Origin of the sequence: Pararhodobacter sp., assembly GCF_034676075.1 — a bacterium.
Lineage (GTDB): Bacteria > Pseudomonadota > Alphaproteobacteria > Rhodobacterales > Rhodobacteraceae > Pararhodobacter.
Map to the genome: position 1 here is coordinate 14,505 of NZ_JAUCCQ010000020.1, position 22,272 is coordinate 36,776.

The window sequence follows — 22,272 nt, forward strand, 5'->3', positions numbered from 1 at the left end:
GGACGGATGCTCCCATGGCCTCAGAGATTGTCGCACTCCTTGTCGTCGTCGTGCTGGTCGGCGGCATGCTGGCGCTGATCCTCGTCAGCCATCGCACCGAAAAGCGGCGCCGCGCCGAGTATGTCGCACTGGCCGAGCGGCGGGGCTGGGAGCATGTCTTCGAGCGTTCGCGCGGCAACCGCCCGGTTGAGCTGCATTTCCTTGATCCGGCCAGCGGCACCGAACTGGTCGTCACCCGCAAGCTGACCCGCAAATCGGGCTCGGGATCGACCACCAAGGGCGGCTCGACCGTCGCCTCGCTGCGCGAGCCGCGGCTGCAGGGCGGGCTGGCGGTCTATACGCCGCCCCTCGACCCCAAGCTGGCGCAGGCGGCCAGCAGCATGCTGGGGGTCTTCGACAATTCCGTCGCGCGCTTCTTCATCGGCCGGCTGCTGGGCGAGGAAATCGGCGATCATCTGGGGCAGCTGGTGGAGCAACCCGTGCCCCAGGGCCTGCCGCTGTCGATCCTGGCAACGGTCGATCCCGCGCCCTTCATCGAGGCCGCGCCGATTGCCCGGGCGCTCAAGGCCAGCGGCGACGAGAAGGCCATGGTGATGGTGAGCCCCCAGGGCACGCGGCTGCGGCTGGGGCGCCCCCTGAACGAGGCCGCGGATATCGAGCGCCTGTTCGATACGGCACAGGCGCTGGCGGCCGACCTTGGCGGCGCTCAGCGCTCCTGAACTCTCAGCGGCTTTCGAACTGATCGGCCAGGGTTTCGGCCCGCTCGGCCAGCGCGTTCATCCGTTCCAGCGTGCCGGGCGGCAGACCCGCCACCCCGGCGGGGGGCGCGGCGCGCAGGCGGTCGATCTCGGCCTGCATCTCGCCCAGCTGCTGTTCCAGCTGGCGCACGCGATCCTCGGCGCCCGCGGTCTTGTCGGCCAGCATCAGCCCCGCCATCAACAGCATGCGCGATTCCGGCAGGCGGCCGATCTGCCCGATGAGCGCGGTGGCCTCGACATCCAGCATGGCGGCGGCGGCGCGCAGGTATTGCTCCTCGCCCGGCTGATAGGCCACGTCGAAGGACTTGCCGCCAATGGTGATCGTCTCGTTGGGCATAAGCCCCTCCCTGTCAGCGCGACTCGGCCGCGATCAGCGGCTTCAACTCGGCGAGGATTTCTTCCATCTCGGCCATTTCGGCCCGGCGCTCGGCCTGAAGCGCCTCCAGCTCGGCCGAGATCGACTTGTTGATCAGCGTGGCATCGGGAAAACCCTCGATCTGCGCCTCGCGCAGCGCGCCATTCGACTCGATCAGCTTGGAATTGGCCTTCTTCAGCCGCAGCATTTCCAGCGATTGCAGGTCGAGCTGCTCGGTCAGCCGGGCCAGACGCCGTTCCAGCTGGCCAATCGTCGTCTCCTGCCGCTGCTTGACCTGATGCACCCGCTCCGAGAGCTGGGCATTGGCGGCGCGCTCCTTCTCCAGCGCGTCGCGCAGGCTGGCGATGGTGGCGGCCTGTTCGGGATCGGGCGCATGATCGCGCTGCCCGCCCAGCCCGAAGAGCGGTGCCTTGGCCGCGGCCCGTGCCGGTCCCTTGTCCAGTTGCCGCGCAATCCGTTCGAGAGCCGACGACAGCCGGCGTTCGACGGGGGCCAGATCGCTCATTCGCTTCTCCTCGATAGTGCCCGGGATCGGGGACGCGAATCACGCGCCCGGCCGCCGCGGGTCGTTTTGTCCCCAGAATAGGGGGAAAATCCCGCCATTCCAACCGATCCCCGCCGCAGGCCCCGGCCAGCGCGCTTGATCTCGGTCCCAAGCCTGCTATGAGGCGCGCTAACACCCCGTCGAAAGGACCGCTGCCTTGGATTACGCCTCGCTTCGTACCCAGCACCCCGACCATTGGCGCCTGGCCACCGCCATCCGCGTTCTTGCCATGGATGCGGTTGCCGCCGCCAAGTCCGGGCATTCCGGCATGCCGATGGGGATGGCCGATGTCGCGACCGTGCTCTTCAAGAACCATCTGAAATTCGACGCCTCGGCCCCCGACTGGGCTGACCGCGACCGCTTCATCCTGTCGGCCGGTCATGGCTCGATGCTGATCTATGCGCTGCTGCATCTGACCGGCTATGCCGACATGACGCTGGCGCAGATCAAGAACTTCCGCCAATGGGGCGCCATCACCGCCGGTCACCCGGAATACGGCCATGCCAAGGGCGTCGAGACGACCACCGGCCCGCTGGGTCAGGGCATCGCCAATTCGGTCGGCTTCGCCATGGCCGAGGAGCATCTGCGCGCCCGCTGGGGTGCGAAGATCCAGAACCACTACACCTATGTCATCGCCGGCGACGGCTGCCTGATGGAAGGTGTGAGCCAGGAGGCCATCGGCCTTGCCGGGCGTCACAAGCTGTCGAAGCTGATCGTCCTTTGGGACGACAACGGCATCACCATCGACGGCAAGGTCGCCCTTTCGGACGTCACCGACCAGAAGGCGCGCTTCGCGGCCTCCGGCTGGGATGTCTTCGAATGCGACGGCCATGACCCGGCCGACATCGACCGCGCCATCACCGCCGCCAAGGCCTCGGCCCGCCCGGCGCTGGTCGCCTGCAAGACGCATATCGCCGTGGGCTCGTCCGCGCAGGACACGTCCAAGGGCCACGGCGCCCTGACCGACGCCAAGCTGATCGCCGACACCCGCGCCGTCTATGGCTGGGAGCATGGCGCCTTCGAGATCCCGGCCGATATCAAGGCCGAATGGGAAGCCATCGGCAGCCGTGGCGCCGCTGAGCGCGCCGAATGGGAGGCCCGGATCGCCGCGCTGGCCCCGGCCAAGCGCGCCGAGTTCGAGCGGATCTTCGCCCGCGGCCTGCCCAAGCGCCTCGGCGCCGCCATCCGCGCCGTGAAGAAAGCCGCCATTGAGGCGCCGAAGGCCATGGCCTCGCGCTCGGCCTCGGAAATCGTGCTGAAGGCGGTCAACCCGATCGTCACCGACACGATGGGCGGCTCGGCCGATCTCACCGGCTCGAACAACACCAAGACCGAGGATCTGGGCATCTTCGACGTCGACAGCCGCAAGGGCCGCTACGTCTATTGGGGCATCCGCGAGCATGGCATGGCCGCGGCGATGAACGGCATGGCGCTGCATGGCGGCATCCGGCCCTATTCGGGCACCTTCATGGCCTTCACCGACTACGCCCGCCCCTCGATGCGCCTGTCGGCGCTCATGGGGATCCCGGTCGTCTATGTCATGACCCATGATTCCATCGGTCTGGGCGAAGACGGCCCGACCCACCAGCCGGTCGAGCATCTGGCCATCAGCCGCGCCACGCCCAACACGCTGGTCTTCCGCCCCGCCGATCTGGTGGAAACCGCCGAGGCCTGGGAAGTGGCGCTGGAACAGACCGCGACGCCGTCGGTCATCTCGCTCTCGCGCCAGAACCTCGCCCCGGCCCGCAGCCAGAACACGGCGAAGAACCTGGTGGCCCAGGGCGCCTATGTCCTGGCCGAGGCCGAGGGCAAGCGCCAGGCGATCCTGATCGCCACCGGCTCCGAGGTGGAGATCGCGCTGAAAGCCCGCGACCTGCTGCAGGCCGAAGGGATCGGCACGCGTGTGGTGTCGATGCCCTGCATGGAGCTTTTCGCGCAGCAGGACGAGGCCTATCGCAAGCGCGTCCTGCCCGCGGGTCCGGTGCGCGTCGGCATCGAGGCGGCGGTGCGCGCCGGTGGCTGGGACCGCTGGCTGCTGGGCGAGCGGGCGCGGAAATCCGATTTCGTCGGCATGACCTCGTTCGGCGCCTCGGCCCCGGCCGAACGGCTCTACCAGGAATTCGGCATCACCGCCGAGGCGACCGTGGCCAAGGTCAAGGCGCTGCTCTGAGGACAATGTTTCGCCCGGCCTTGCGGCCGGGCGTCCCCCCCGCGGGCCCGGCCCGCCCCCGGATAAGGAGAGTTATGCGCAGAGGTTGAAAGTCGAGCCGCCCGGCGGTTCCACCCACGGCATCCCCCACCGGGAGCGCCGTCTTTTTCCTTTTCTCTGTGGATGACTCATGACGACCCCATCCTTTCATATCCGGGCCCATGACCCGGCTTCCGATCCGACCTGCCTCTCGGCCCTCTGGTATGCCGCCTCGTTGCAGGCGCATGCCTTTCTCGGGCAGGAGAAGCTTCTCGAGCACAAGACGCTGATCGAGACGCGCTATCTGCCGATGGCCGAAACCTGGGTGGCCGAGGCACCCGACGGCACGCCCCTGGGCTTCATCAGCCTGCTGGAAGGCTACATCGGCGGGCTTTTCGTCGCGCCCGAGGCACAGGGCCAGGGCATCGGCCGGGCGCTGCTGGATCTGGCCCGCAGGCAACGGAGCGCGCTGGAACTCGAGGTCTATGTCGAGAACGAGCGCGCGCTGCAGGTCTATCTCGCCTATGGCTTCCGGGAAATCTCGCGCCGAGAAGTCGATGACGAGGGGCTGCCCCACGCCAATATCCACCTGCGGCTCGGCGCCTGACCCGCTTGTGGGGTAGGATGGGCAATATTGCCCATCCTACCGGATCCTCAGACCCAGGCGCCCTTGCGCATCACCGGGACCGTCTCGCCCGACTGGCTGACGCCGTCGATGTCGATCTTGTCCGAGCCGATCATCCAGTCGATGTGGATGGCGCTGGCGTTGCCGCCACGCCGCGCGACCTCGTCATTGTCCATCGTGTCGCCGCCCTGGAAGCAGGTCGAATAGCACTGCCCCAGCGCGATATGGCTCGCGGCATTCTCGTCAAAGAGCGTGTTGTAGAACAGCATCCCCGATTGCGAGATGGGCGAGGCATGGGGCACCAGCGCCACCTCGCCCAGCCGCCGCGCACCCTCGTCGGTGTCGAGCACCTTCTGCAAGACGCCCTCGCCCTTCGAGGCATGGGCCTCGACGATCCTTCCGTCCTCGAAGCGCACGCGGATCTCCTCGATCAGCGTGCCCTGATGCGACAGCGGCTTGGTGGCCGAGACATGGCCCGAGACCCGCAGCCGGTGCGGCGTGGTGAAGACCTCCTCGGTCGGGATGTTGGGGTTGCAGAGGATCCCGCTCAGCGTCTCGGTCGCGCCCGCCACCCATTTGTGGCCATCCGCCAGCCCCACCGACAGGTCGGTCCCCGGCCCGGTGAAATGCAGGGAGGCGAAATTCTGCCCGTCGAGCCAGGCGGCGCGGCGGCCGAGTTCTTCGTTATGCGCTTCCCACCTTGCCACGGCATCGTCGTCATCGACGCGCGAGGCGGCGAAGATCGCCTCGGCCAGCTTGCGCTGCGCGTCGTGTTCGGAGAGGTCGGGCGAGACCAGCCGCGCCCAGGCGGCATCCGGCCAGGCGACGATGGTCCAGTTCGTCGCAAACCGCGTGATCCGGTCGCGGGCGCTGGAATAGGCCATCGACATGGCGCGGTTGGCACGGCCCACCTTGTCCGGGTCCTCGTTCGACAGCAGCATCGGATCGCCCCCGGCGATCGCCAGCCGCGCCGCGCCCTTGTCATAGGCCGCCGCCATCCCGTCATAGAGCCAGCCCGCCGCCGCGTCGAAGGACTCGTCCCGCGCATGGCGGTAGCGGGCCAGCGTCACCGCGTCGTCCGACAGGATCGGCGTGACCAGCCCGGCGCCCGCCTTGTAGGCGTGCTCGGCGATCCGCCGCACCAGCGGCAGGGCCGAGACCGGCGCGGTCATCACCAGATCCTGCCCCGGTTGCAGGTTCAGCCCCACCTTGACGGCGACTTGCGCCAGCCGGTCCAGTTTGACGGGATCTATCGGGTCTTGCATCGCGTTTCCTTCGGATACGGGGCGTTGCCCCCTTGCGCCCGGAAGGATAAACCCCCTCTGCCTGCCGTCAACGCCCCCAGACTTCAACGCTCCCGGAGGAACACTTGACCCGGATCATCGCCTCGCTCGCCGAGATCTCCGCCCCCTATGACGTGCTCTATTGCGACCTCTGGGGTTGCCTGCACAACGGCAAGGCCCTGTTCCCGCAGGCAGTTTCCGCGCTGCAGGCGTTCCGCAAGAAGGGCGGCGCCGTGGTGTTGCTGACCAACGCGCCGCGCACCAAGCACGCGGTGAAGCGGCGCCTCGATCAGATGGGCCTGCCGGAAGACGCCTATGACGCCATCGCCGCCTCGGGCGACGCGACGCAGGTGGCGATGCTGCAGGGCGCGGCCGGGCGCAAGCTCTGGCACCTTGGCCCGGGCAAGGATGAGGATCTGTTCACCCTGATCCCCGAGTGGCTCAAGGACCAGCCGCCCATCGAGCGCGTCAGTCTTGAGGAGGCCGAGGGCATCATCTGCACCGGCCCCTTCGACGAGTTCAACGAAACGCCCGAGGATTATCGGGGCCGGTTCCTCAGCGCCAAGGTGCGCGGGCTGAAGATGCTCTGCGCCAACCCCGATCTGGTGGTGGATTTCGGCGATACAAGAATTTACTGCGCGGGCGCGCTGGCCGAGCTTTACGCCGAGATGGGCGGCGAGGTGCTCCAGTTCGGCAAGCCCTATCCGCCGGTCTATGACACCGCCCGCAGCGCGCTGGCCGAAAAGGGCATCAGCGTCGACAACGATGCGGTGCTGGCCATCGGCGACGGCTTCCGCACCGACATCAAGGGCGCCCAGGCCGAGGGGATCGACGCACTCTTCATCACCGGCGGGCTGGAAGCGGCGCGGTTCGGCGCCGATGTCGAGGCGCCGGAGGCAGCGCTCCTCGACGCCTGGCTGGCGGAAAACGGGCTTTCGCCCCGCTACAGCATGGGCCGGTTGCGCTGAACCCTTGCTGTGACCCGGCCCGGCATTACCTCGTGACCCAATCACCCGCCACAGAAACGGAACTCCCATGACCCTGACCCTCGCCATCATCACCGGCTCCACCCGCCCCGGCCGCAAGGGCCCCGCCATCGCCCGATGGGTGGCCGAGGTCGCCCGCGGTCAATCCGGCCTCTCGGTGACCGAGATCGACCTCGCCGATATGGAGCTGCCGCTCCTCGACGAGCCCAAGCATCCGGCGATGAAGGATTACCAGCACGAGCACACCAAGCGCTGGAGCCGGGCCATCGAGGCCGCGGATGCCTTCGTCTTCGTCACGCCGGAATACGATTTCTTCGCCCCGGCCGCGCTGGTCAACGCCATCCAGTGCCTGAGCCAGGAATGGAAATACAAGGCAGCGGGCGTGGTGTCCTATGGCGGGATCTCGGGCGGGCTGCGCTCGTCGCAGGTGCTGCGGGGCCTTCTGGGCAACATGGGCGTGATGGCCGTGCCGCAATCGGTGCCGCTGCCGATGTTCGCCAACCACATCGACGACAAGGGCGTCTTCAACGGCAACGAGAAGATGGTCGAAGGCCTGACCCTGATGCTGGACGAGACCGCCAAATGGGCCAAGGCCCTGAAGACGATCCGCGCCTAAAGGCCTGACGGGGCGGGCTGGCGGCCCAGCATCAGCCCCCCCAGCGCGGTCAGCGCGCAGAAGGCCAGCATCGGCACCAGCGCCCAGACCCAGTTGCCGCCGCCGATGGCGACGGCTGCCGCCACCAGCGGCGCGCCGATGAACTGCCCCAGCGCCGAGCCCTGCATCAGCATGCCGTTCCCGGCGCTGACATGGCGGATCGAGGGCGCGAACCGCGGCACGCTGGTGAAGAGCGCAGGCGGCACCAGCCCGCCCCAGAACGAGAACACCAGGCACAGCGCCAGCCGGGCGCCCACCGGGGGCCCCGGCAGGAAGATCCCCAGCGTGCACAGCGCCATGATCGCAGTGCCGGTCAGAATCATCGGCCCCGGCCGGAAGCCCCGCCGCACCAGCGCACCGCCGAACAGGCAGCCCGGCACGTTGATCAGCACCACCAGCGCCGTCATCAGCGCGGCGAAGGCGAGATCGGCGCCGACACTCTCGGTCAGGAAGGTCGGCAGCCAGGCCATCAGCGTCACCCATTGGAAGGCATAGGCGAAGAAGACCAGCGCCACCAATTGCAGCCCGCGCACGCCCATCGCCTCGCGCGCCAGCGTGAGGAATGGCGTCTGCGAGGGCGGCGGCAGTTCCAGCCGCCGCATCTGCCGCAACACGGCCCAGGCCACCAGCGGCACCAGCGCGCCGATGATCCACCACAGGCCCCGCCAGCCGACCGACTGCAACGCCACCGGCGCCAGCAGCATCGTCGCCGCCATCCCGGTCGGGTGGTAGATGCTCCAGATCCCCAGCACCATGCCTTGATCGCGCGGCGCCGACGCCGCGACCATCGCATAGGGCAAGGCCACGGTGATGGCGACGAAGCCCACGCCCTCGACCAGCCGGCTGGCCATCAGGACGGCGATATCGGGCGCCAGCGCGCCAAGCGCCGAGCCCGCCATGATCGAGGCAAAACCCAGACCCACCATCCGCGCCCGGCCGATCCGCTCGGCCAGACCGCCGACCAGCACGGCGATGCTCATCCCCAGCACGTTGAAGACCGAAAGCACGAAGCCCCCGGCGACCAGGCCGAAGCCCAGCTCCTCGCGGATCAGCGGCAGGGCGGGCGGCAGCTTGCCGACCTGGGCCGAGGCCATGGCACCGGCCAGCGTGATCAGGGCCACGGCGGCCCAGGCGGTTCGTTCTCGGCGCTGCATGGAAATCTCCTCGGCGCCTTGGCTAGCCGCTTGGCGCGGGGATTTCTACACGTGTTTAGCGTTGTCGGGGAAATTGCCGGGAGGCCAGCAAAACGGACAAGCAATTAAATTGCGACTTTTTGGCAATGATTGAACATTAATTACCCAAGTATCTTGCCGCACCCCGCCGGACCCGCTATGTTGCATTGCAGCGAAACCATGAGTCTCCCATGGGAAATCAGCCCGGAAAAAGCGCCATGCTCGACATCCGCCCGAACGACAACCTGCCCCGCGGCACGATCTGCATCGAGGATCTCGAGGTCGGTCTCATGCGCCACCTGCGCAAGGAAATCACCGACCGCGACATCGAGCTGTTCGCCGAGGTCTCGACCGACCGCAATCCGGTGCACCTGGACGACGAGTATGCCCGCGACACGATCTTCGAGGGGCGCATCGCCCATGGCATGCTGACCGCGGGCCTGATCTCGGCGGTCATCGGCGAGCAACTGCCCGGCCATGGCACGATCTATCTGGGCCAGAGCCTCAAGTTCCTGGCCCCGGTCCGTCCGGGCGATGTGGTCACTGCCGAGGTCTCGGTGCGCGAGATCGATTACGCCAAGCGCCGCGTCACCCTTGATTGTCGGTGCCTTGTGGGCAATACCACCGTCCTGAAGGGCGAAGCGCTGGTTCTGGCGCCCAGCCGCAAGTTCGACTGACGTGTCGCGCCCGGCGCGACCGGGCCGCGGGGCAGAATGCAGCTGATCACCACCTGGACCGACATCGACCCGGCGCTGAAGGGCGCTTCGGTGGCGATGGGCAATTTCGACGGCGTCCATCGCGGCCATCAGGCGGTGATCGACGCCGCCCGCCGCCCCGATGCGCCGCTGGGCGTCATCACCTTCGAGCCGCATCCCCGGCAGGTCTTCGCCCCCGACGCGCCGCCGTTCCGGCTGATGAATGCCGAGGCGCGGCAGAACCGCCTGGCGAAGCTCGGCGTCTCGCGGCTTTACGAACTGCCCTTCACCCGCGCTCTGGCCGGGCTCACCCCCGAGGATTTCGCGCGCGAGGTTCTGGTCGAGGGGCTGGGCATCACCCATGTCGTCGTCGGCGCCGATTTCCAGTTCGGCAAGGGCCGCGCCGGAACCGCCGCGGTGCTGCAGGATCTGGGCCGCCGCTTCGGTTTTGACGTGACGATCCAGCCGCTGGTCGGCGGCGAGGACGGCGCGATCTCGTCGACCGCGATCCGCACGGCGCTGGCCGAGGGCCGGGTGCAGGACGCGGCCGACATGCTGGGCCATTACCACCGCATCGACGGCGAGGTCTTGCACGGCGAAAAGCGCGGCCGGGCGCTGGGCTATCCCACGGCCAATATGGCGGTCGAAGGGCTGCACCTGCCCCGCCTCGGCGTCTATGCCGTGAAGGTCGAGGTTCTGGGCGGTCCGCACCGGGGCTTTTATGACGGGGTGGCCAGCCTGGGCGTGCGGCCGATGTTTGGCGAGAACAAGCCGAATTTCGAGGTGCATCTCTTTGATTTCGCAGGCGACCTTTACGGGCAGCACCTGTCGGTCGCGCTGGTCGAATATCTGCGGCCCGAGGCCAAGTTCGACGGGCTCCAGGCGCTGATCGACCAGATGGACGCCGACAGCGAGCGGGCGCGGGCGATCCTCGCCCGGGGTTGACAGCGCCGGCGGCAGGCGGAACACTTGCGGAACATTCGCGAGGAAGCCGCATGTCCGACGCCCTGACCATCCGCCCACTGACCCCCGAGTACCGGGACGATTTCCTGACCGTCATGGGGCCGAACGGCGCCTGCTATGGCTGCTGGTGCACCTATTTCCGCCTGCCGCCCAAGGCCCGCGCGGCGATGACCGGCGACGAAAAGCGCGACCTGATGCTGGGCAAGATCGAGGCCGGTCCGCCGCCGGGGCTGCTGCTCTATCTCGACGGCGACCCGCAGGGCTGGATGCAGATCGGCCCCCGTGCCGATGTGCCCGAGTGGAACAATCCCCGCCGCTCCTCCACCCCGCTGCCCGATGCGCCCGCCGACGACCCCGCCGTCTGGGCCATCACCTGCTTCTTCCTGCGCCCGAAGGCGCGGGGCCGGGGCCTCAGCCATGCGATGGTCGAGGCCGGGATCGACCACGCCCGCGCCCAGGGCGCAAGGGTGCTGGAGGCAAGCCCGATGGATCAGGCCAAGCAGTCGAAATCCGTCGGTCTCTTCGTCGGCTCGACCGCGGTCTTCGAAAGGGCCGGGTTCGCGACCGTCGCCCGCCAGAAACCCAACCGCCCGCTGATGCGCTTCACGCTCTGACCCCTTTTCTTTCGCGCGTGAAACGCTAGGGTCGCGCCATGGCCAAGACCCCCCCTCTCAGGCCGCGTTTCTGGGAACGCGTGCCGCTGAACAAGATGAACCCCGCCGAATGGGAAGCGCTCTGCGACGGCTGCGGCAAATGCTGTCTGAACAAGCTGGAGGATGCGGATACCGGCGAAGTCTGGTTCACCCGCATCGCCTGCCGGCTGTTCGATGACGCGACCTGCCAATGCTCGAACTACGCGATCCGCAAGAGCATCGTGCCCGAATGCGTGGTGCTCACCCCCGACACGCTGGCCGACATTTCCTATTGGATGCCGAAATCCTGCGCCTATCGGCGGCTGAACGAGGGGCGTGGGCTGGCCGACTGGCACCCGCTGATCTCGGGCAGCACGGCGACGGTGCATGAGGGCGGGCATTCGGTGCAGGGCCAGACCCTCGGCGAATTCGAGATCCCCGAGGAAGACTGGGAAGACTACATCATCGACGAGGAAATCTGATGTTTTTCGCCTCTGACAACACCTCGGGCATCCCTGCCCCGGTCCTCGCCGCGCTGACCCAGGCCAGCGAGGGCTATGCGCTGGGCTATGGCGCCGACACGCTGATGGACAGCGTCCGGGCCAAGATCCGCCGGATCTTCGAGGCGCCCGAGGCCGCGGTCTATCTGGTCGCCACTGGCACCGCCGCCAATTCGCTGGCCATCGCCACCTATGTCCAGCCCTGGAGCCAGATCTACTGCCACCGCCATGCCCATATCGAGGAAGATGAGTGCAACGCGCCCGAATTCTTCGCGGGTGGCGCCAAGCTCACACTGCTGGAAGGCGCCGACGCCAAGATCGACGCTGAGGCCTTCGCTCAGGTGCTGTCCGCGATGCCCAGCGGCGTGCACCACCCGCAGCCCGGCCTTCTGTCGCTGACCAACCTGACCGAACGCGGCGCACGTTACTCGGCGGCCGAGATCGCCCGACTGGCGGGCATGGCCAAGGCCAAGGGGCTGGCGGTGCATCTGGACGGCGCGCGTTTCACCAATGCGCTGGTGGCCGAGGGCTGCACCCCCGCCGAGATGACCTGGAAGGCCGGTGTCGATGTCGTGTCCTTCGGCGGCACCAAGAACGGGCTGATGGGGGTCGAGGCGGTGATCTTCTTCGATCCCGCCAAGGCCTGGGAATTCGAACTCAGGCGCAAGCGCGGCGGGCATCTGTTCTCGAAGCACCGCTATCTCAGCGCGCAGATGGACGCCTATCTGACCGATGACCTGTGGCTCGATCTGGCGGGCAAGGCCAATGCCTGGGCTGAACGCCTGCAGGCCGGGCTGATCGCGGCGGGCGTGCGGCTGGTGCATCCCCGGGGCGGCAATATCCTCTTTGCGGAATTCCCGCTGGCCGCGCATCAGGCGCTCAGGGCCGCGGGCGCGGTCTATTACGACTGGCCCGCCCCGCCGCCGGAAGGCGCCGGTCCCGCGCATCCGCAGCAATGCAGGCTCGTGACCTCGTGGTCGACGAGTGAGGCGCAGATCGACCAGTTCCTGTCGTTGCTGAAAGCCGCGCTCTAACGGGCCATGTAGGACAGGGCAAAGACCGCCGCCAGCGCCACGATCTGCACGGCGATGATGCCGTTGAGCTGCTGGCGGAAGGGTTCCTTGCGGATCTTGTGGCGCAGCGCCATCTGCGCCACTTTCGCGCCGATCGAGCCGCCCAGGAAGGCCAGCGCCAGAAGCCTGTCCTCGGAGATCCGGCGCCGCCCCTCGATCGCCGCCGCCTTGTCGCGGGCAAAGGCGACATAGGCCGCTCCGTTCAGGACGATCAGATAGAGAATGGCCAGTGTCAGAAACACCCTATGCCCCGGCGGTTGACTCGTGGCGCCCTCATAGGTTCTGGCGCGGGGCGATGCAATGCCAGTCAGGGGCCTGTCTGACATGAGGCCGAGGCCACGGCGTTAACGCAAACAGGGGCGGGAAACCCCCGGTTTGCGCTAACGCCTTGCGAAATATCGCTTTTCGCCCTTTCTCTGCCACCTTCGAACCGGTATACCCTGCGCATGCTTCGGCCCGGCCGGCGGCGCCCTCCCCTTCGCCCCGACGCCCATCCGACCCCTGACGGAGACACACCATGACCATCACCATCGGTATCAACGGTTTCGGTCGCATTGGCCGCTGCACGCTGGCCCATATCGCGGAAAGCGCCCGCAACGATGTCGAGGTCGTCGCCATCAACGCGACCGGCCCCATCGAGACCAACGCCCATCTTCTGAAATACGATTCGGTCCATGGCCGCTTCCCCGGCACCGTCCGGGTCGAAGGCAACCAGCTGGACCTGGGGCGTGGCCCGATCCGGGTGATGTCGACCTACAACCCCGAGGAACTGGACTGGCAGGGCGTGGACGTGGTGCTGGAATGCACCGGCAAGTTCAACGACCGCAACAAGGCCGCCGTGCACCTGGGCCGCGGCGCCAAGCGCGTGCTGGTCTCGGCCCCGGCCAAGAACGCCGACAAGACCATCGTCTACGGCGTGAACCACCGCGCCCTGACCGCCGAGCATCTGGTCGTCTCGAACGGGTCCTGCACCACCAACTGCCTGGCGCCGCTGGCCAAGGTCCTGAACGACGCCATCGGCATCGAATCGGGCATCATGACCACGATCCACAGCTACACCGGCGACCAGCCGACGCTGGACCGCCGCCACAAGGACCTCTACCGCGCCCGCGCCGCCGCCATGGCGATGATCCCAACCTCGACCGGCGCCGCCAAGGCGCTGGGCGAAGTGCTGCCGGAACTGGCCGGGCGCCTCGACGGCACCGCGATCCGCGTCCCCACCCCGAACGTCTCGGCCGTGGACCTGACCTTCGTCGCCGGCAAGGACGTGACCGTCGCCGACGTCAACGAGATCATGCGCGAGGCCGCCGCCGGTGCCATGGGCCATGTTCTGGCCTATGACCCCGAGCCCAAGGTCTCCATCGACTTCAACCACACCACGCATTCGTCGATCTTCGCCCCCGACCAGACCAAGGTCGTCGGCAAGCGCACGGTGCGGGTGCTGGCCTGGTATGACAATGAATGGGGCTTCTCGTGCCGCATGGCCGATGTGGCCGGCGCCATGGGTCGCCTGATCTGATCTGCCAGACATTCGGGTTCTTTCCGAGTGCCAGGGCCTGTCTTCGGACGGGCCCTTTTTTCATCTTCCTTCTGCGCGAGTGGGACGCTCCCGCCTGGGGCAGCGTCCCGCCCGGCCCCCCGCGGAGGTTGACTTTTCCGTCGATTTGTGGTGTTAGCGCAAACAATGCGCCCCGACCGCAGCCTCCCCGGGGCCCGGAGCTTTCATGACCACCACACTTGCCATCAATGGCTTCGGCCGCATCGGCCGCCTTGTCCTGCGCGCGCTGATGGACCAGAAGCGCTCGGACCTTCAGGTCGTCGCCATCAACGACCTCGGCCCGGTGGAGACCAACGCGCATCTGATGCGCTTCGATTCCGTCCATGGCCGCTATGACGGCGAGGTCACGACGGGCGACGATTGGATGGATGTCGGCGCCGGCCGCATCCAGGTCACCGCCATCCGCAACCCGGCCGAACTGCCCTGGCAGCACGTCGATGTGGTGCTGGAATGCACCGGCATCTTCACCGATGCCGAAAAGGCCCGCGTGCATCTGGAGAATGGCGCGACGCGGGTGCTGGTCTCGGCCCCCTCGAAAGGTGCCGATGCGACCGTGGTCTATGGCGTGAACCACAAGGTGCTGAAGCCCGAGCACAAGATCATCTCGAACGCCTCGTGCACCACCAATTGCCTGAGCCCGGTGGCCAAGGTGCTGAACGACACGATTGGCATCAACAAGGGTTTCATGACGACGATCCACAGCTACACCGGCGACCAGCCGACGCTGGACACGCTGCACAAGGATCTCTATCGCGCCCGTGCCGCGGCGCTCAGCATGATCCCCACCTCGACCGGCGCTGCCAAGGCGGTGGGGCTGGTGCTGCCCGAACTCGACGGCAAGCTCGACGGCGTGGCGATCCGGGTGCCCACGCCCAATGTCTCGGCCGTGGATCTGGTGATCGAGGCGAGCCGCGCCACCTCGAAGGACGAGGTGAACGCGGCCCTGTCCGCCGCTGCCGCCGAGGGGCCGCTCAAGGGCATCCTGGGGGTGACCGCGCTGCCCAATGTCTCGATCGACTTCAACCATGACCGCCGCTCGTCCATCGTCGCCCTCGACCAGACCAAGGTCATGGACGGGACGATGGTGCGGGTGCTGGCCTGGTATGACAACGAATGGGGCTTTTCCAACCGGATGCTCGATACCGCGGCAGAGATCGGCAAACTCGGCTAAACGACGAATTGTTTCAGTCCATTTCCGAAAGTTGAGCCCGCGGCCCTGTGCGACCGCGGGTTTTCCTTTTATCTTAACAACATGGACATTGTTGCAATCGTTGCCGTAACCGCCGGACTCTTCGCCGTCATCGGGCTTTCCGAGCCCCTTGCCGAGCGGTTGCGGCTGCCTGCCACCGTGATCCTCGCGCTGCTCGGCATCGCCATCGGCGCCGCCTCGGCCTGGCTCATCGCCTCGCGCGAGACCGAGATGCTGACGGCGGCGGCGACGCTGATCCAGAACCTGCCGATCCGGTCGAACTTCTTCCTTTATGTTTTCCTGCCGACGCTGATCTTCCAGGTCTCGCTGACCATCGACCTGCGCCGGATGCTGGACGATTGGGTGCCGATCCTCTTGCTGGCGGTGGTCGCGGTGGTGTTGTCGACGCTGGCCGTGGGCTGGGCTCTCTATCCCGTCGCCGATCTGCCGCTGATGGCCTGCCTGATGATCGGCGCCATCGTCTCGACCACCGACCCTTCGGCCGTGGTCGGGATCTTCCGCGCCACGCCCGCGCCGCTTAGGCTGGCCCGCATCGTCGAAGGCGAGAGCCTTTTGAACGACGCCGCCGCCATCGCGCTCTTCTCGCTGTTCTTCGCCTTCGTGGCCTTCGGCATCCCCAACCCGCAGCTGTCCGATGTGGTGGTGCAATTCCCCTGGCTGATGATCGGCGGCAGCCTGATCGGCTGGTTCGCCGGGCGTCTGGCGGTCGAGGCCCTGGCCCGGCTGGACCAGCACCCGCTGGGACAGGTGTCGATGTCGGTCGCCCTGCCCTATCTCACCTATATCCTGGCCGAGGTCGGGCTCGGCGCCTCGGGCGTGGTGGCGGTCGTGGCGGCGGGGCTTGCGCTGAACTTCCACGCGCCGGGCAAGATCTCGCCCGAGAACAAGGCCAAGCTCAACGATACCTGGGACCTGCTGGGCTATTGGGCCGGGGCGCTGATCTTCGTGCTGGCCGCCATCCTGATCCCGCGGCTTCTGGCCGATGTCCGCCCCTGGGACCTGTTCCTGGTCGGCGTCACCGTGGTGGCGGCGCTGGCGGCGCGGGCGCTGATCCTGTTCGGGCTGATGCCACTGCTGACCCGGATCAAGGTCTCACCCCGGGTCGAACGGCGGCAACGCGCGGCGATCCTCTGGGGCGGGCTCAGGGGCGCGGTGACGCTGGCGCTGGCGCTGGTCGTGACCGAGAGTTTCCGCATCCCCGTCGACATCAAGCGGCAGGTCGGCATCGTCGCCACTGGCTTTACGCTCTTCACGCTGATCGTGCAGGGTACGTCGCTGCGGTGGGTGATCCACCGGCTGGGCCTCGACCGGCTGTCGCCCCTCGATTCGGCGCTGGCTGCGCAGGTCGTCGCCGTGGCGCTGCAGACGGTGCGCGAGACGGTCTCGGACACCGCCCGCGACTTTGGCCTCGCGCGGGAAACCGTGCGCGACGAGGCCAAGCGCTTTGCCGAACGGGTGGACGAGGCCGTTGCCGCCGCCGACCAGGGCGCCGAGATCCCCGACCGCGACCGCATCACGCTGGGGCTGGTGGCCCTGGCCGGACGCGAACGCGATCTGATCCTCGAAGCCTTCCGCGATGGCATGCTGCCCGCGCGGCTTGCCACGCAGATGGTCGCCGACGCCGACCGCCTGATCGAAGGCACGCGGACCGGGGGCCGATTGGCCTATCTCAGCACCGCGCGCAAGGCGCACCGCTCGAACCTGCGGCACCGCACGGCGGTCTTCCTGCACAACCGGCTCAGGCTCTCGGGGGCGCTCGGCCGCCAGACCGCCGACCGCTTCGAATACCTCGTGGCGCTGGCACCAATCCTGCGCGACCTGCACAGTTTCATCGACACCCGAATCCGCCGCATCCATGGCAAACGGGTGGGCGACCTGCTGCACGATCTGCTGGAACGCCGGACCGAGGAAGCCGACCGCGCGCTCGACGGGCTGCGCCTGCAATTCCCCGGCTACGCCGAGGAGCTGGAACGCCGTCTGATCCGCCAGATCGCCCTCTCGCAGGAGGAACGCGAATACGCGGCGCTGGTCGATGACGGGCTGATCGGGCCGGAATTGCGCCACGCGCTGACCGTCGGAATCTCGCGCCGCCGGGGTGAACTGGCGCGGCGGCCGGAACTGGATCTTGCGATCCAGCGCATGGCGCTCGTCGCGGCCTTCCCGCTCTTCGCCGACATGCCGGTCGACCGCCGCAAGCTGCTGATGCGCGAAATGCGAACGGTCTATGTGACCCCCGGCACCGTGCTGCTGAAAAAGGACGAGGCGCCGCGGCAGGTCTGGTTCATCGCCTCGGGTGCCGTCGAACAGGTGCGGGGCCCGCAGATCCTGCGGCTGGGCCCGGGCGAGATGTTCGGCCATCTCGCCCTGCTCAAGCGCAATTTCCGCCGCGGCCAGACCACGGCCATCGCCCATTGCACGCTGCTCACCCTCGACGAGGCGCGCTTCCTGCAGATGCTGAAGACCGACGAGACGCTGCGGCAGGCGGTGCTGGCCAGCGCCGAGAAACGCGGCATGCCGCTGGATCCCGGGGCGCTGGCGGCGCTTTAGCGCTCCAGCGCCGGGCCGAAGCGGCCGCGCAGCGCGGTATTGACCGGTGCCGGCACGAATTTGGTGACGTCGCCGCCCAGCCGGGCGATTTCCTTCACCAGTTTCGAGGCGATCGCCTGCCGCCGCGCATCGGCCATCAGGAACACCGTCTCGATCTTGTCGTCGAGCGCGCGGTTCATGCCGACCATCTGGAATTCATACTCGAAATCCGCCACCGCCCGCAGGCCGCGAATGATAACGCCCGCGTTCACGTCGCGGGCGCAATCGATCAGCAGGTTTTCAAAGGGGTGGACGACGATCTCGACCCCGGTGCGCTCGCTCAGCGCTGCCGTCTCGCCCTCGACCATCGCCACGCGTTCATCCAGCGAGAAGAGCGGCCCCTTGTCACGGTTGATCGCCACGCCGATCACCAGCCGGTCGACCAGCGCGCAGGCGCGGTTGATGATGTCCATATGCCCCAGCGTCAGCGGATCGAAGGTGCCTGGATAAAGCCCGATGCGCATCGCGTCCCCCTTGCGGATGTCATTGCGCCGCAACGCAACAATATTGCGTGAAAAGATGCAAGGGCGCAGGGGAGGGAAAATGTTGCAGCGCGGCACCGGCGGGCCCGTTCCGCGTGTCTGCTGACCCAAGGCACCACGCCGCTGGCCGCCGGGACCCGGACCTGCCGCAGGCTGCGGCGGCGGGCCGAACCCGCCGCCTCTGGGCTCAATTGCCCATGATCATTCCGGTCAGCGCGTCCTTTTCCATCTGCAATTCCGCCAGCCGCGCCGCCACCACATCGCCGATCGAGATGAAACCGACCATGACGTTATCCTCCATCACCGGCATGTGGCGGAAGCGGCGGGTGGTCATCGTTTCCAGCACGGAATCGGTGGTGTCGCCCGGCGCGCAGCCATAGATCGCCCGGGTCATCACCGCCTCGACCTTCTGGTCGAGGCAAGCGGGACCGGCGCGGCCCAGTTCGCGCACGATGTCGCGTTCCGAGACGATGCCCTTGACCTTCTTGCCATCGTTCGAGATCACCACGGCCCCGATCCGGCGGGTCGACAGAAGCTCGACCACCTCGCGCAGCGTTGCACCGGGGGTGATGGTGATGACGCCGCTGTCCTTCGATTTCAGGATTTGACTGACGAGCATGGGGGCCTCTCCCGTTGCCTTCTATGTCCTTGAAATCGGACACTTGGGACCGGAGTCTGTCAAGGGTTGATTTCAATTGGAAAGGCTTTCACGGGCGACACCCCGCCCATTGCCCGCCAGGGGGGCGCGGCGCGGCCTATGGTCTTGATCTTCGCCCGGACGCATGAAACCGTGATCCCGACAGCCCCCGCCGCGAGGATCCCGATGCGCGCCCTGCCTGCCCTGCCCCTTGCCCTGGCGCTTCTCTCACCGCTGGCGGCCATGGGCCAAAGCCCGATCCAGGCGCGCCTGCCGGTCTATGGCCAGGTGGTGAGCTTTCCCCTGACCCTGGCTGCCGCGCCGGTGTTTCAGGTCGAAACGCCGGAGGGGTTTTTCCTGATGGAATGGGTGCCCGAGGGCGACAGTGCCGAGGAATGGACGCAGATGCAGACCCTGACCGGCCATCAGGGCGTGGGTCAGGGCCTCGATGCCGACGGCGCCGCCCGGGTGGGCGAGTCGATCGCCGTGCATTTCCTCAACGGCTATCGCGGCGCCTGCCAGGCCGAGGTCGCGGCCCTGCCCCTGCCCCTGACGCTGGATCAGGGCAGCCGGGCCAGTTTCGCGGCCTATCTGGGCTGCCCGCAGGTCACCGGCACCGACCATTCCGAGGAAATGGTCATCCTGGTCATGGTCGGGGCCGAGGACAGCTACACCCTGCAATGGGCCGAACGCGGCCCCGCCCGCGCCGCCTTCGATGCCGCCGCCTTCGACCGCTGGCGCCCCCGGATCGAGAGCCTGTCGCAGGCCCGCCTCTGCATCCCCGCCCCCGGCGAGGGCGAGCCCTACCCTTCCTGCGACTGAGCCTCGAGCCGCGCCACCTCGGCCCTGAGCCCGGCGACCAGCACATCGGCGAAGCGCTCGATCCGCGGCACGCGGCGGTCGTCGGCGTGGCGGATCAGGTGGAAGGCGCGGGTGAGGCCGAAGTCCCGCGTCAGCACCCGCCGCACCCCCGGCGCCGCGGGCAGCGCGAAATCATGGACCACGCCCACCCCCGCCCCCTGCCGGATCAGGTTCAGCTGGACCGAGACGGAATTGGACGCGACCGGCGGCTGTTCGACCCCCAGATCGGCCAGATAATCCAGCTCGCGGTCGAAAATCATGTCGGGGATATAGCCGATCACCCGATGCGCGGGCAGATCGGCCAGCGAGCCCAGCGGCGGCGCGCTGCCCAGATAGGCGTCGGACGCTGCCAGCGACAGACGGTAATCGGTGATCTTGGTGGCGATGACCCGGCCCTGCTCGGGTTTTGAGACCGCGATCACCATATCCGCCTCGCGCCGGGTCAGGCTGAAGACGCGGGGCAGCGCGACGATCTGCACCTCTAGTCCCGGATTGGCGGCGACGATCCGCGCCACGACCTGCGGCAGCAGGTAATTCGCCGCCCCGTCCGGCGCACCGATCCGCACCTGCCCGCTGATCCCCTCGGCCGCACCCGCCAGCGCCTCGGCCGCGCGGGCCATCTGCGCTTCGATCGCCTCGGCGGGCGCGATCAGCCGGGCGCCCTCGTCGGTCAGGACATAGCCCTGCGGTGAGCGGGTGAAGAGCCGCGCGCCGAATGCCGCCTCCAGCCGCGCCACGCGGCGACCCACCGTCGCTGCGTCGAGCTTCAGCACACGCCCGGCCCGCGACAGGCTCTCGCCCCGCGCCACGGCCAGAAACACCTTCAGATCATCCCAGTCGGCCATGATACCTTTGCAATCCTGCAAAACGCCTTTTGAGGAACTGCCCCTGTTCAGGTCATTTCTGCAAGAGTAATCTGCCCCGAACTGACAGGAGGATCCCATGAAGGAAATCGGCCACTGGATCGACGGCAAGCTCGTCGCCGGCAACTCGGGGCGTTTCGCCAATGTCTTCAACCCGGCGACGGGAGAGGTTCAGGCCAAGGTCGCGCTCGCCTCGACCGAAGAGCTGAACGCCGCCATCGCCTCGGCCGCCAAGGCGCAGGTCGCCTGGGGCGCCACCAATCCGCAGCGCCGCGCGCGGGTGATGATGGCACTGGTCGGCCTGATCAACCGCGACATGGACAAGCTGGCCGAGGCGCTGTCGTCCGAACACGGCAAGACCTTCCCCGACGCCAAGGGCGACGTCCAGCGCGGGCTGGAAGTGATCGAATTCTGCATCGGCGCGCCGCAGATGCTGAAGGGCGAGTTCACCGATTCGGCCGGTCCGGGCATCGACATGTATTCCATGCGCCAGCCGCTGGGCGTGGTCGCGGGCATCACCCCCTTCAACTTCCCCGCCATGATCCCGCTGTGGAAAATGGGCCCGGCGCTGTCCTCGGGCAACGCGATGATCCTCAAGCCCTCCGAGCGTGACCCCTCGGTGCCCCTGATGCTCGCCGCGCTCTGCAAGGAAGCGGGCCTGCCCGATGGCGTGCTGCAGGTGGTCAACGGCGACAAGGAAGCTGTGGACGGCATCCTCAACTCGCCGGTGATCCAGGCGGTGGGCTTCGTCGGCTCCACCCCGATCGCGCAATACATCTACGAACGCGCGGCGGCGACCGGCAAGCGGGCGCAATGCTTCGGCGGCGCCAAGAACCACATGATCATCATGCCCGACGCCGACATGGATCAGGCGGCGGATGCGCTGGTCGGTGCGGGCTTCGGCGCGGCGGGCGAACGCTGCATGGCGATCTCGGTCGCGGTGCCGGTGGGCGAAGGCACGGCGGAAGCCCTGCGCGAGCGGCTGATCCCGAAGATCGAGAAGCTGAAGATCGGCCCCTGGACCGCGGGCGACGACGTGGACTTCGGCCCGGTCGTCACCGCCGCCGCCAAGGCCAACATCCTGCGGCTGGTGGAAACCGGCGTCCAGCAGGGCGCGGAACTGGTGGTCGACGGGCGCGACTTCCGGCTGCAGGGCTACGAGGACGGCTTCTTCGTCGGCGCGCATCTCTTCGACCATGTCACCCCCGACATGGACATTTACAAGACCGAGATCTTCGGCCCGGTCCTGTCGATGGTCCGCGCCCAGGATTACGAGGAAGCGATCAACCTCGCCATCAGCCACGAATACGGCAACGGCACGGCGATCTTCACCCGCGACGGCGACACCGCCCGCGACTTCGCGAACCGCATCAACATCGGCATGGTCGGCATCAACGTGCCGATCCCGGTGCCGCTGGCCTATCACACCTTCGGCGGCTGGAAGAAATCGGGCTTCGGCGACCTGAACCAGCACGGCCCCGATGGCTTCCGCTTCTACACCCGGACCAAGACCATCACCGCGCGCTGGCCTTCGGGCATCAAGGAAGGCGCGGCCTTGAACTTCAAGGCGATGGACTGACCGGAAGGGGCCCTGCGGGGCCCCTTTCCTGTTCTGCCACCGATCA

General features: G+C 67.6%; 23 protein-coding genes. 15 read left to right on the forward strand and 8 right to left on the reverse strand.

Annotated elements, in window-relative coordinates:
- The first annotated feature begins 14 nt into the window (after nucleotides 1-14).
- Nucleotides 15-719, forward strand: coding sequence for a hypothetical protein (locus VDQ18_RS08685; RefSeq protein ID WP_323020554.1), 705 nt, complete (start codon nucleotides 15-17; stop codon nucleotides 717-719).
- A gap of 4 nt (nucleotides 720-723) precedes the next feature.
- Here VDQ18_RS08685 and VDQ18_RS08690 read toward each other — a convergent pair whose 3' ends face one another.
- Together VDQ18_RS08690 and VDQ18_RS08695 are read right to left on the reverse strand one after the other, a co-directional pair.
- The gene (locus VDQ18_RS08690) at nucleotides 724-1,095 is read right to left on the reverse strand and encodes a cell division protein ZapA (RefSeq protein WP_323020555.1); all 372 of its coding nucleotides are present in this window, start codon (nucleotides 1,093-1,095) and stop codon (nucleotides 724-726) included.
- 13 nt (nucleotides 1,096-1,108) lie between these two features.
- Entirely contained in the window at nucleotides 1,109-1,639 is a 531-nt protein-coding gene (locus VDQ18_RS08695; RefSeq protein WP_107750429.1) for a hypothetical protein, read from the reverse strand.
- A gap of 196 nt (nucleotides 1,640-1,835) precedes the next feature.
- Between VDQ18_RS08695 and tkt the strand changes: the two genes are divergently transcribed.
- Both tkt and VDQ18_RS08705 read left to right on the forward strand, forming a co-directional pair.
- Nucleotides 1,836-3,848: a transketolase gene (tkt, locus tag VDQ18_RS08700; RefSeq protein WP_323020556.1), complete on the forward strand. Its 2,013-nt coding sequence runs from the start codon at nucleotides 1,836-1,838 to the stop codon at nucleotides 3,846-3,848.
- A gap of 169 nt (nucleotides 3,849-4,017) precedes the next feature.
- A complete protein-coding gene (locus tag VDQ18_RS08705) occupies nucleotides 4,018-4,473 on the forward strand; it encodes a GNAT family N-acetyltransferase (protein WP_323020557.1) in 456 nt (151 codons plus the stop codon).
- A gap of 47 nt (nucleotides 4,474-4,520) precedes the next feature.
- Here VDQ18_RS08705 and VDQ18_RS08710 read toward each other — a convergent pair whose 3' ends face one another.
- Complete coding sequence (locus tag VDQ18_RS08710) at nucleotides 4,521-5,756, reverse strand: aminopeptidase (RefSeq protein ID WP_323020558.1); 1,236 nt, start codon at nucleotides 5,754-5,756, stop codon at nucleotides 4,521-4,523.
- A 104-nt stretch (nucleotides 5,757-5,860) separates the two neighbouring features.
- Between VDQ18_RS08710 and VDQ18_RS08715 the strand changes: the two genes are divergently transcribed.
- Together VDQ18_RS08715 and VDQ18_RS08720 are read left to right on the forward strand one after the other, a co-directional pair.
- Nucleotides 5,861-6,742, forward strand: coding sequence for a TIGR01459 family HAD-type hydrolase (locus VDQ18_RS08715; protein WP_323020559.1), 882 nt, complete (start codon nucleotides 5,861-5,863; stop codon nucleotides 6,740-6,742).
- A 67-nt stretch (nucleotides 6,743-6,809) separates the two neighbouring features.
- Nucleotides 6,810-7,376: an NADPH-dependent FMN reductase gene (locus VDQ18_RS08720; protein WP_323020560.1), complete on the forward strand. Its 567-nt coding sequence runs from the start codon at nucleotides 6,810-6,812 to the stop codon at nucleotides 7,374-7,376.
- Here the strand turns inward: VDQ18_RS08720 and VDQ18_RS08725 are convergent.
- Nucleotides 7,373-8,569 carry an MFS transporter gene (locus VDQ18_RS08725; protein WP_323020561.1) on the reverse strand — a complete coding sequence of 399 codons (1,197 nt, stop codon included), beginning with the start codon at nucleotides 8,567-8,569 and terminating at the stop codon, nucleotides 7,373-7,375. The two genes, VDQ18_RS08720 and VDQ18_RS08725, sit on opposite strands and share 4 nt — an antisense overlap.
- Before the next feature lie 236 nt (nucleotides 8,570-8,805).
- On the opposite strand from VDQ18_RS08725, the gene VDQ18_RS08730 reads away from it, so the two are divergent.
- From VDQ18_RS08730 to VDQ18_RS08750, 5 genes are read left to right on the forward strand one after another with little or no spacing between them, the layout of a single operon-like run.
- On the forward strand, nucleotides 8,806-9,264 hold the full coding sequence (locus VDQ18_RS08730) for a MaoC family dehydratase (RefSeq protein WP_107750436.1): 459 nt from the start codon (nucleotides 8,806-8,808) through the stop codon (nucleotides 9,262-9,264).
- A 36-nt stretch (nucleotides 9,265-9,300) separates the two neighbouring features.
- Complete coding sequence (locus tag VDQ18_RS08735) at nucleotides 9,301-10,227, forward strand: bifunctional riboflavin kinase/FAD synthetase (RefSeq protein WP_323020562.1); 927 nt, start codon at nucleotides 9,301-9,303, stop codon at nucleotides 10,225-10,227.
- Nucleotides 10,228-10,277: 50 nt separating this feature from the next.
- Nucleotides 10,278-10,859, forward strand: a complete 582-nt coding sequence (locus VDQ18_RS08740) for a GNAT family N-acetyltransferase (protein ID WP_323020563.1) — start codon at nucleotides 10,278-10,280, stop codon at nucleotides 10,857-10,859.
- A gap of 38 nt (nucleotides 10,860-10,897) precedes the next feature.
- The gene (locus VDQ18_RS08745; RefSeq protein ID WP_323020564.1) at nucleotides 10,898-11,359 is read left to right on the forward strand and encodes a YcgN family cysteine cluster protein; all 462 of its coding nucleotides are present in this window, start codon (nucleotides 10,898-10,900) and stop codon (nucleotides 11,357-11,359) included.
- Entirely contained in the window at nucleotides 11,359-12,411 is a 1,053-nt protein-coding gene (locus VDQ18_RS08750; RefSeq protein ID WP_323020565.1) for a threonine aldolase family protein, read from the forward strand. Before VDQ18_RS08745 ends, VDQ18_RS08750 begins: the two co-directional genes overlap by 1 nt.
- Here the strand turns inward: VDQ18_RS08750 and VDQ18_RS08755 are convergent.
- On the reverse strand, nucleotides 12,408-12,692 hold the full coding sequence (locus VDQ18_RS08755; protein ID WP_323020566.1) for a DUF1294 domain-containing protein: 285 nt from the start codon (nucleotides 12,690-12,692) through the stop codon (nucleotides 12,408-12,410). The two genes, VDQ18_RS08750 and VDQ18_RS08755, sit on opposite strands and share 4 nt — an antisense overlap.
- Nucleotides 12,693-12,967: 275 nt before the next feature.
- Here VDQ18_RS08755 and gap (VDQ18_RS08760) point away from each other — a divergent pair, with 275 nt between their 5' ends.
- From gap (VDQ18_RS08760) to VDQ18_RS08770, 3 genes are all read left to right on the forward strand, one after another.
- A complete protein-coding gene (gene gap, locus VDQ18_RS08760) occupies nucleotides 12,968-13,969 on the forward strand; it encodes a type I glyceraldehyde-3-phosphate dehydrogenase (protein WP_107750442.1) in 1,002 nt (333 codons plus the stop codon).
- A 205-nt stretch (nucleotides 13,970-14,174) separates the two neighbouring features.
- Nucleotides 14,175-15,179, forward strand: coding sequence for a type I glyceraldehyde-3-phosphate dehydrogenase (gene gap / locus VDQ18_RS08765; RefSeq protein ID WP_323020567.1), 1,005 nt, complete (start codon nucleotides 14,175-14,177; stop codon nucleotides 15,177-15,179).
- Between the two features lie 81 nt (nucleotides 15,180-15,260).
- Nucleotides 15,261-17,765 (forward strand): cation:proton antiporter, encoded by a 2,505-nt coding sequence (locus VDQ18_RS08770; protein ID WP_323020568.1) that lies wholly within the window; start codon nucleotides 15,261-15,263, stop codon nucleotides 17,763-17,765.
- On the opposite strand, the gene coaD is transcribed toward VDQ18_RS08770, so the two are convergent.
- Together coaD and VDQ18_RS08780 are read right to left on the reverse strand one after the other, a co-directional pair.
- Nucleotides 17,762-18,268, reverse strand: a complete 507-nt coding sequence (gene coaD, locus VDQ18_RS08775; protein WP_107750447.1) for a pantetheine-phosphate adenylyltransferase — start codon at nucleotides 18,266-18,268, stop codon at nucleotides 17,762-17,764. The genes VDQ18_RS08770 and coaD overlap by 4 nt on opposite strands.
- 205 nt (nucleotides 18,269-18,473) lie before the next feature.
- On the reverse strand, nucleotides 18,474-18,905 hold the full coding sequence (locus VDQ18_RS08780) for a CBS domain-containing protein (protein WP_323020569.1): 432 nt from the start codon (nucleotides 18,903-18,905) through the stop codon (nucleotides 18,474-18,476).
- Nucleotides 18,906-19,109: 204 nt separating this feature from the next.
- Between VDQ18_RS08780 and VDQ18_RS08785 the strand changes: the two genes are divergently transcribed.
- The gene (locus VDQ18_RS08785; protein ID WP_323020570.1) at nucleotides 19,110-19,745 is read left to right on the forward strand and encodes a hypothetical protein; all 636 of its coding nucleotides are present in this window, start codon (nucleotides 19,110-19,112) and stop codon (nucleotides 19,743-19,745) included.
- On the opposite strand, the gene VDQ18_RS08790 is transcribed toward VDQ18_RS08785, so the two are convergent.
- Complete coding sequence (locus VDQ18_RS08790; RefSeq protein ID WP_323020584.1) at nucleotides 19,727-20,632, reverse strand: LysR family transcriptional regulator; 906 nt, start codon at nucleotides 20,630-20,632, stop codon at nucleotides 19,727-19,729. The two genes, VDQ18_RS08785 and VDQ18_RS08790, sit on opposite strands and share 19 nt — an antisense overlap.
- A 94-nt stretch (nucleotides 20,633-20,726) precedes the next feature.
- On the opposite strand from VDQ18_RS08790, the gene VDQ18_RS08795 reads away from it, so the two are divergent.
- Complete coding sequence (locus tag VDQ18_RS08795; RefSeq protein WP_323020571.1) at nucleotides 20,727-22,226, forward strand: CoA-acylating methylmalonate-semialdehyde dehydrogenase; 1,500 nt, start codon at nucleotides 20,727-20,729, stop codon at nucleotides 22,224-22,226.
- Nucleotides 22,227-22,272 lie beyond the last annotated feature (46 nt).

Bases quoted from the DNA above. Each gene is read 5' to 3' on its own strand.
- VDQ18_RS08685 (WP_323020554.1), top strand. From the start codon at position 15: ATGGCCTCAGAGATTGTCGCACTCCTTGTCGTCGTCGTGCTGGTCGGC.
- VDQ18_RS08690 (WP_323020555.1), bottom strand. From the start codon at position 1,095: ATGCCCAACGAGACGATCACCATTGGCGGCAAGTCCTTCGACGTGGCC.
- VDQ18_RS08695 (WP_107750429.1), bottom strand. From the start codon at position 1,639: ATGAGCGATCTGGCCCCCGTCGAACGCCGGCTGTCGTCGGCTCTCGAA.
- VDQ18_RS08705 (WP_323020557.1), top strand. From the start codon at position 4,018: ATGACGACCCCATCCTTTCATATCCGGGCCCATGACCCGGCTTCCGAT.
- VDQ18_RS08710 (WP_323020558.1), bottom strand. From the start codon at position 5,756: ATGCAAGACCCGATAGATCCCGTCAAACTGGACCGGCTGGCGCAAGTC.
- VDQ18_RS08720 (WP_323020560.1), top strand. From the start codon at position 6,810: ATGACCCTGACCCTCGCCATCATCACCGGCTCCACCCGCCCCGGCCGC.
- VDQ18_RS08725 (WP_323020561.1), bottom strand. From the start codon at position 8,569: ATGCAGCGCCGAGAACGAACCGCCTGGGCCGCCGTGGCCCTGATCACG.
- VDQ18_RS08730 (WP_107750436.1), top strand. From the start codon at position 8,806: ATGCTCGACATCCGCCCGAACGACAACCTGCCCCGCGGCACGATCTGC.
- VDQ18_RS08735 (WP_323020562.1), top strand. From the start codon at position 9,301: ATGCAGCTGATCACCACCTGGACCGACATCGACCCGGCGCTGAAGGGC.
- VDQ18_RS08740 (WP_323020563.1), top strand. From the start codon at position 10,278: ATGTCCGACGCCCTGACCATCCGCCCACTGACCCCCGAGTACCGGGAC.
- VDQ18_RS08745 (WP_323020564.1), top strand. From the start codon at position 10,898: ATGGCCAAGACCCCCCCTCTCAGGCCGCGTTTCTGGGAACGCGTGCCG.
- VDQ18_RS08750 (WP_323020565.1), top strand. From the start codon at position 11,359: ATGTTTTTCGCCTCTGACAACACCTCGGGCATCCCTGCCCCGGTCCTC.
- gap (WP_107750442.1), top strand. From the start codon at position 12,968: ATGACCATCACCATCGGTATCAACGGTTTCGGTCGCATTGGCCGCTGC.
- gap (WP_323020567.1), top strand. From the start codon at position 14,175: ATGACCACCACACTTGCCATCAATGGCTTCGGCCGCATCGGCCGCCTT.
- VDQ18_RS08770 (WP_323020568.1), top strand. From the start codon at position 15,261: ATGGACATTGTTGCAATCGTTGCCGTAACCGCCGGACTCTTCGCCGTC.
- coaD (WP_107750447.1), bottom strand. From the start codon at position 18,268: ATGCGCATCGGGCTTTATCCAGGCACCTTCGATCCGCTGACGCTGGGG.
- VDQ18_RS08780 (WP_323020569.1), bottom strand. From the start codon at position 18,905: ATGCTCGTCAGTCAAATCCTGAAATCGAAGGACAGCGGCGTCATCACC.
- VDQ18_RS08785 (WP_323020570.1), top strand. From the start codon at position 19,110: ATGCGCGCCCTGCCTGCCCTGCCCCTTGCCCTGGCGCTTCTCTCACCG.
- VDQ18_RS08795 (WP_323020571.1), top strand. From the start codon at position 20,727: ATGAAGGAAATCGGCCACTGGATCGACGGCAAGCTCGTCGCCGGCAAC.